This is a genomic window from Clostridium tetanomorphum, from assembly GCF_017873215.1.
Lineage (GTDB): Bacteria > Bacillota > Clostridia > Clostridiales > Clostridiaceae > Clostridium_AO > Clostridium_AO tetanomorphum.
The window spans coordinates 305,512-311,840 of the sequence record NZ_JAGGKA010000002.1 but is presented as its reverse complement, the minus strand read 5'-3'; the positions used below and the strand labels follow the sequence as shown (position 1 = coordinate 311,840).

Sequence of the window (6,329 nt, the reverse complement as noted above, 5' to 3'; positions counted from 1 at the left end):
CCCGAAGGGACTTCATCGCTCGACTTGCATGTGTTAGGCACGCCGCCAGCGTTCGTCCTGAGCCAGGATCAAACTCTCAATTTAAAAGTTTAATCAAAAATTGTTATAAACTTCCCATTACTACGTCATGTTTCTTTGCTATGGTGCTCATTTAGATCACTAAACTCCGCTCCTGGCAAATCACATTCCTTGTACTGCTCGTTTCTAGCAATTTTTTAGCTCATCGCTATCTTTAACAGTTTCCTGTTAAGAATTGACTGGTTTCTTAATTCTCTGTTTAATTTTCAAAGACCAACTTACTATTTTAATTAGCTTTTATATAATAACACACTAAAAATACCTTGTCAACATTTTCGTTATTATTTATTTTCTTTTGTCAAAGCTCTTACGCCCTGACGACATGTGTTATTTTATCACAGGATAACTTTAATATAACAGCATCTTATGCTGTTATATTAAATTATCTTTTATTTTCTTTATAATATTATTTTTTTTATCTTTTTCCGTATATTGATACGCCTGGATAAGTATATATCTTAAATATAATATAATTAATTAACTTCTATAAATTTTTGTTTTATAACTATAGTAACTCCCTCATCCATCTCTTTAACATAACATTCCCCCTTAAACTCCTTTAATAATTCATTTAAAAACATAGTTAATATTAAAAGTTCCCTATAATCTTTTTTCTCCTTTGATAATAAAGTCATAAACAATTCTACTTGCACTTCTTTATTAAAAACGAAGCTTTCATTTACCATAACCACAATAGATAAATTACTTTCATATATATTTACTACTATATCCCCTAATATGTTAAGAATTAAATTAGCTAATTTATATCTTCCTTTTAATACTTTCTCGCTTTTATTATAAATCTGTATGTTGACATTCTCATATTTATCCTTCATATTAATAGTAAAATCTGAAAGTAGTTTTTCAAGCATGAAACTAGTACTAGACTCAAAAACTATGCTACTGTATTTATCATAAAAATCTTCTATCATATTCAAATATTTTATAAGTATTTCTTTTGACATATCATTATTACTATTCAAAAATCTTTTTACATTATCTAAAGCATATTTATTTATATTTATGAAACTATTAAATCCCTTTTTCATTTCCATAACGGTTCTATCTGATGACATTACCAGATTATGATAAAGTTCATTTTTCTTTTCTAACATTCCTTTTAATTTTTCACTTTCTTTTTTAAGTATATAATATTCCATAGCTTCTCTTATGTTTGGAATAAAATCATCTTCTAAATTCCATGGTTTTAATATAAATTTAAAAACTCCTACTTTATTTATGGTAGCAATAACTTGCGTCAATTGGGCATATCCTGATAAAACCATTCTTATAGTATCTGGATACTTTTCTTTAACTATTTTTAACAATTGAAGCCCGTCCATTTCAGGCATTCTCATATCTGTAACTATAACTGAAATTTCATTTTCCTCCATGATTTCTAAAGCCTGTTTTCCACTGTTGGCAAAAAAACCTTTAAACTTTTCTCCTATTATTCCTCTTTGTATTGAACTCAATATCTTTTGTTCATCATCTACAAAAAGAATACTTATATTCTCCACTTTATTATTCATAAGGTTATGTATATCTTTAAAGATATACATCTTCACCACCTTTCTCATTAGAATTTTTATATTCTTTCATGAACTCATATATTTGCTGTTCTGTTATATTCAAATAATCCATTACATCTTTTTGCAGCTTATATTTACTTTTATGAAACATTATATTCCAAGAACAGAAATCTGCTATATGAAGAACACATAGAAATCTTTTATTATTAACTTTACTATCTAAAGGATTATGATGATATAATACAGCTTCTATTATATAAGAGGGCATTTTAAGTCTAGATAAAATATAAGCTCCTATCTCATCATGAGAATTTTTAAATATTAGTTTTTCTTCTTCTACAGACATATTAATTATATTTTCAAATTCATTTAATGAGATATTTTTATTTTCATAACAAGATAATAATATTATTCTTCCTATATCATGTAGTATTCCAGCAGTTGAAAGTTCCTCTGGAAATTTTTCTTTAAGAATTTCTTTATACATTTTTACAATAATATTATTTGTCATAGAAAGATGATTCCATAAAATATTAAGTTCATCGGAATATTGTGATTTCTCTAGATCAATAAAATAACATATAAAAATTAAGTTTTTAATATTATTCAATCCAAGATAAGATAGGGCTTGCCTTATCGATCCTGTTTTAAGTCCATAAAAAGAAGAATTTACTATGGTTAATATTTTAAATGTTATTACAGGATCTTTTTCTATAATTTTTGATATATCATCTATATCGTTTTCTTTTTCTATCATTGCACATAATTCTTTATATATTTTTATAGAATATGGTAGTTTTTCTATATCATTTAACATTTGAATTAACTCATCACTTATATTTATGTATTCACTTTTAAAAACTTTATCTACAGTTTCCATAAGTTCTTTATTATTCCATGGCTTTAATATATATGATGTTACTAAATTACTCTCAAACACCTTTAAAGTCTGAGCTTCCTCAGAATATCCACTTAATATCATCCTAACTACATTAGGATAATCTTTTTTTACTATAGATAAAAGTTCTGCTCCATCCATATTAGGCATTCTCATATCTGTAATTATTAAATCTATATGATTCTTACTTAATATATTTAAGGCTTCTTCTCCACTTAAAACAAAATATGTTGTATAGTTACTCCCCATAAAAACTCTTCTTAATGAATTTAATATTTGTTTTTCATCGTCCACAAAAAGAATGCTTTTTTTCATGATTCATCCCCCTTTTCTAAATCTAAAGGAAGCATTATAGTGAATTTCGTTCCTGTCTTTTCATTACTTTCTACATATATTTCTCCATTATGTTTATTTACTATAATGTCATAACATATATTCAGTCCAAGCCCCATCCCTTCTCCTATATTTTTTGTTGTGAAAAATGGATCAAAAATTTTATTTATTATTTCTTCTTTTATTTTTGGTCCATCATTCCATACATCACATAAAACAAAATTTTCTTTACTATATGTTGATATTTTTATATTTCCAACACTTTCTTTTCTATACTTCTGTATAGCTTGTACAGCATTAATTATTATATTATATATAGCCTCAGTTATTTGCACTTCATCACATTTTATCTTAGGGAGATTATTTAAATTTAATTCTATATTTACTATATCTTTAAATTCCTTTTCTATAGGACTAATTATTCCAATAACTATTTGATTTAAATCATTATATTTCATTCTATCTTTGGTATCTCTTTGAGCAAAATTAAGCAAGCTTTGTATTATCTTACTTATTCTTTTTATTCCATCTCTTGAATCATCTATAAGTTGATAAGTATCTTCATTTATAAAATCAAATGCTATACTTTCTTCAAAATTCTTTGCCTCATCTATTTTCTCTTTAACCCACTTATCCTTATACTTTTCATAAATATAATCTACTGTCTCCTTATACTTATGAATTAAATCCTTATAGCAATTACAATATTTCTCTAATGTATCATTATTACTTAAAACATATCCTAATGGATTATTTATTTCATGGGCTATACCTGCCGAAAATTGACCAATTGCAGAAAGCTTTTCACTTCTCACAAGTTGAGATTGTGTTCTCTTAAGAGCTAAGGTAGTTTTTTTAAGATTTTCATTCTTTTCTTTTAAAACATACATAAGATCATAAAGATCCTTTTGATGTTGCCTTAATTTCATAGCATTTTTAATTCTTGATATAAACTCTATTTCATTGATAGGCTTATTTATATAATCATTAGCTCCGATATCAAAGCTGTTTTTTAGATATTCTTTATCCGTAATTGATGTAAACATAATAATTATCATTTCTCTATATTTACCATTTTCTCTTATCTTCTTTAATACCTCTAACCCTGTAATCTTAGGCATAATTATATCTAAAAGCACTATATCTATATTATTATTTAATATTATATTTAAAGCTTCTTCTCCAGATCCAGCCTTAATTATATTGCATATAATACCATTCTTTTTAATAACCTCTTCAGCATACATTAAATTAAACTTTGAATCATCTACAACTAAAAGATTCATAATTAAACCCCTTCTCCCCTAAACTCACTGAGTTATTGGTAGTTTTATTATAAATTTTGTACCTTCCCCATATACACTCTCAACTTCTATATCACCTTTATGTTTGTTTTTTATAATATCATAAGATATAGATAAACCTAAGCCTGTCCCTTTTCCAGCTGGCTTTGTAGTAAAGAATGCTTCAAATATCTTTGATAATGTTTCTTCTTTCATTCCTATACCATCATCTTTTATTTCACAACAAACAAAATTGCCATCACTATAAGTACTTATATCTATATTGCCAATACTTTTCATTTCTTTTTCTTTTATGGCATACACAGCATTAACTATTATATTTAATATAACTTGATTTATATGACCTGAAACAGCTTCTATTAAAGGTATATCCTGTAGGTTTAAATTGACTTTGGCATAGTATTTTATTTCATTTTTAGCTATTACAAGTGTTTCTTTTATTCCATCATTTAAATCATAGTTTTCAAACTTATTATCCGCTGCCTCGTGAGAGAAAACCCTTAAGCTTTTTACTATCTCCCTTATTCTTTCCACTCCTTCATTGGACTCTTCCATAAGAATATTTAAATCTTCATATATAAAATCTAAATTCTTATCCTTTTTTATTTCTTCTATATTTTTTGCCTTCTCCATAGCCTTTTCACATTGATTTCCCATTATCAATAATTGTAATTCATGCTCTTTATCCATTATTTCTTTTAGTGTTTTTATATATTTAGTTAAAGATTCAAAATTGCTAGAAATAAATCCCAACGGATTATTTATTTCATGAGCTACTCCTGCAGCTAAATATCCTATACTTGCCATTTTATCTTGATTTATCATTTGAAACTGCATATTTTCTGCTTCTTCCAAAGCTTTTTTGAGTTGATCATTTTTTTCTTTAAGTTCAATTTCTATATTCTTTATAGAAGTTATATCCTCTTGAGCTTCCAAATAAAACAACACATTATCCATTTCATCCTTTACATTAGATATTGTACAAAGGCTATATATATTTTCTCCATTTTCTTTTTTGTGAAATATTTCAATTCTATCTCTTTCCTTTTTGTATATGTTGTTCCACATATAAAAATACTCTTGTCCATATTGTAAAAAACTCACATCTTTATCTATTATGTCTTCAGCTTCATATCCTGTTATCTTTGAATACTGTTCATTTATATATCTTATCTTTAAATTTTTATCTGCTATCAATATCCCTCGGGGACTCTGATCTATTATTTTCCAAAGTTCTTTTTCACAAATTTTCATAATTAACACCTCTATAAAATTAATCCAAATTTTCTGATTATTTTATAGAATTATAACATATTTTCCCTCATTTTTCTACAAAAAGTAAAACTTATACTGTTTAAATTAATTTTCAAACTTTTTTTATAAATACTATTGACTTATTTTAAAAGTACAATTATAATAAATCTTGTCCATTAAACGTATTGTAAAATAATACATTATGCCGAAGTGGCGGAACTGGCAGACGCACAGGACTTAAAATCCTGCGGTGCTAAAACACCGTACCGGTTCGATTCCGGTCTTCGGCACCAAAGAGAAGTTTTTAAACTTCTCTTTTTTTATTTTAATCCATACTGTTTGCATATATCATCTGAAGCTTTAATATCTACATTAGTTTCCATAAATGTGTCTATATTCTCGTGTATTTGTGCTGTAAATCCCTTTTCCTCTTCTACTAAACCTAATTCATATAAATCTTTAGTTACATCTGAATGAAATAATACTCTCCATTCTTCCTCAGTTACATTTTCTTTAAAGCTTTCATATTCCTTCTCTTTTAAAAGCTCACAATATTCTCCATCGTAAAAAATAGTTATCTGTTCATTTATTACTCCTATATTTTCTACTTTAGCATAAAGTGGTCCTTTAATTTCATTTGATATTAATAGAAGCATAAGTTTTTCTTTTACTAATATAAGCTTTAAAAATTGTACTTTTCCTAATCCCATATCATTTCTTACCCACTTTTTACTATTAATTAAATTTTTTATATCCATACAATAATTCATACTTATTCACCTTTTCCTTTATAAGAAATTTTTATCTATCACATTTATTTTTATTATCCCAAAATGATAGTAAAAATATTCTTTTTCTAAATACAGAATTAATTTTCAAACTTTTCAATAAATTTCACTTTTGTTAATTTACATCTTCCTATATACAATG

Annotated in this window: 5 protein-coding genes, 1 tRNA gene and 1 rRNA gene; 1 reads left to right on the top strand and 6 read right to left on the bottom strand. The window is 26.1% G+C overall.

All coding sequences use genetic code 11. The features are described 5' to 3' along the window. The 5 genes from J2Z24_RS03515 to J2Z24_RS03495 all read right to left on the bottom strand — a co-directional run. A 16S ribosomal RNA gene (locus J2Z24_RS03515) occupies positions 1–84 on the bottom strand; the annotation flags it as partial. A 467-nt stretch (positions 85–551) separates the two neighbouring features. Beyond that, a complete protein-coding gene (locus J2Z24_RS03510) occupies positions 552–1,640 on the bottom strand; it encodes a response regulator (RefSeq protein ID WP_051593364.1) in 1,089 nt (362 codons plus the stop codon). Further along, entirely contained in the window at positions 1,627–2,823 is a 1,197-nt protein-coding gene (locus tag J2Z24_RS03505; RefSeq protein WP_051593363.1) for an HDOD domain-containing protein, read from the bottom strand. Before J2Z24_RS03505 ends, J2Z24_RS03510 begins: the two co-directional genes overlap by 14 nt. Further along, positions 2,820–4,127 (bottom strand): response regulator, encoded by a 1,308-nt coding sequence (locus J2Z24_RS03500; RefSeq protein WP_111947838.1) that lies wholly within the window; start codon positions 4,125–4,127, stop codon positions 2,820–2,822. Before J2Z24_RS03500 ends, J2Z24_RS03505 begins: the two co-directional genes overlap by 4 nt. Positions 4,128–4,151: 24 nt before the next feature. After that, entirely contained in the window at positions 4,152–5,399 is a 1,248-nt protein-coding gene (locus J2Z24_RS03495) for a PAS domain-containing sensor histidine kinase (RefSeq protein ID WP_035149771.1), read from the bottom strand. A 204-nt stretch (positions 5,400–5,603) separates the two neighbouring features. On the opposite strand from J2Z24_RS03495, the gene J2Z24_RS03490 reads away from it, so the two are divergent. Beyond that, a tRNA-Leu gene (locus J2Z24_RS03490) sits at positions 5,604–5,692 on the top strand. A gap of 27 nt (positions 5,693–5,719) precedes the next feature. Here J2Z24_RS03490 and J2Z24_RS03485 read toward each other — a convergent pair. Next, positions 5,720–6,169: a hypothetical protein gene (locus J2Z24_RS03485; protein WP_035149768.1), complete on the bottom strand. Its 450-nt coding sequence runs from the start codon at positions 6,167–6,169 to the stop codon at positions 5,720–5,722. Positions 6,170–6,329: the final 160 nt, after the last annotated feature.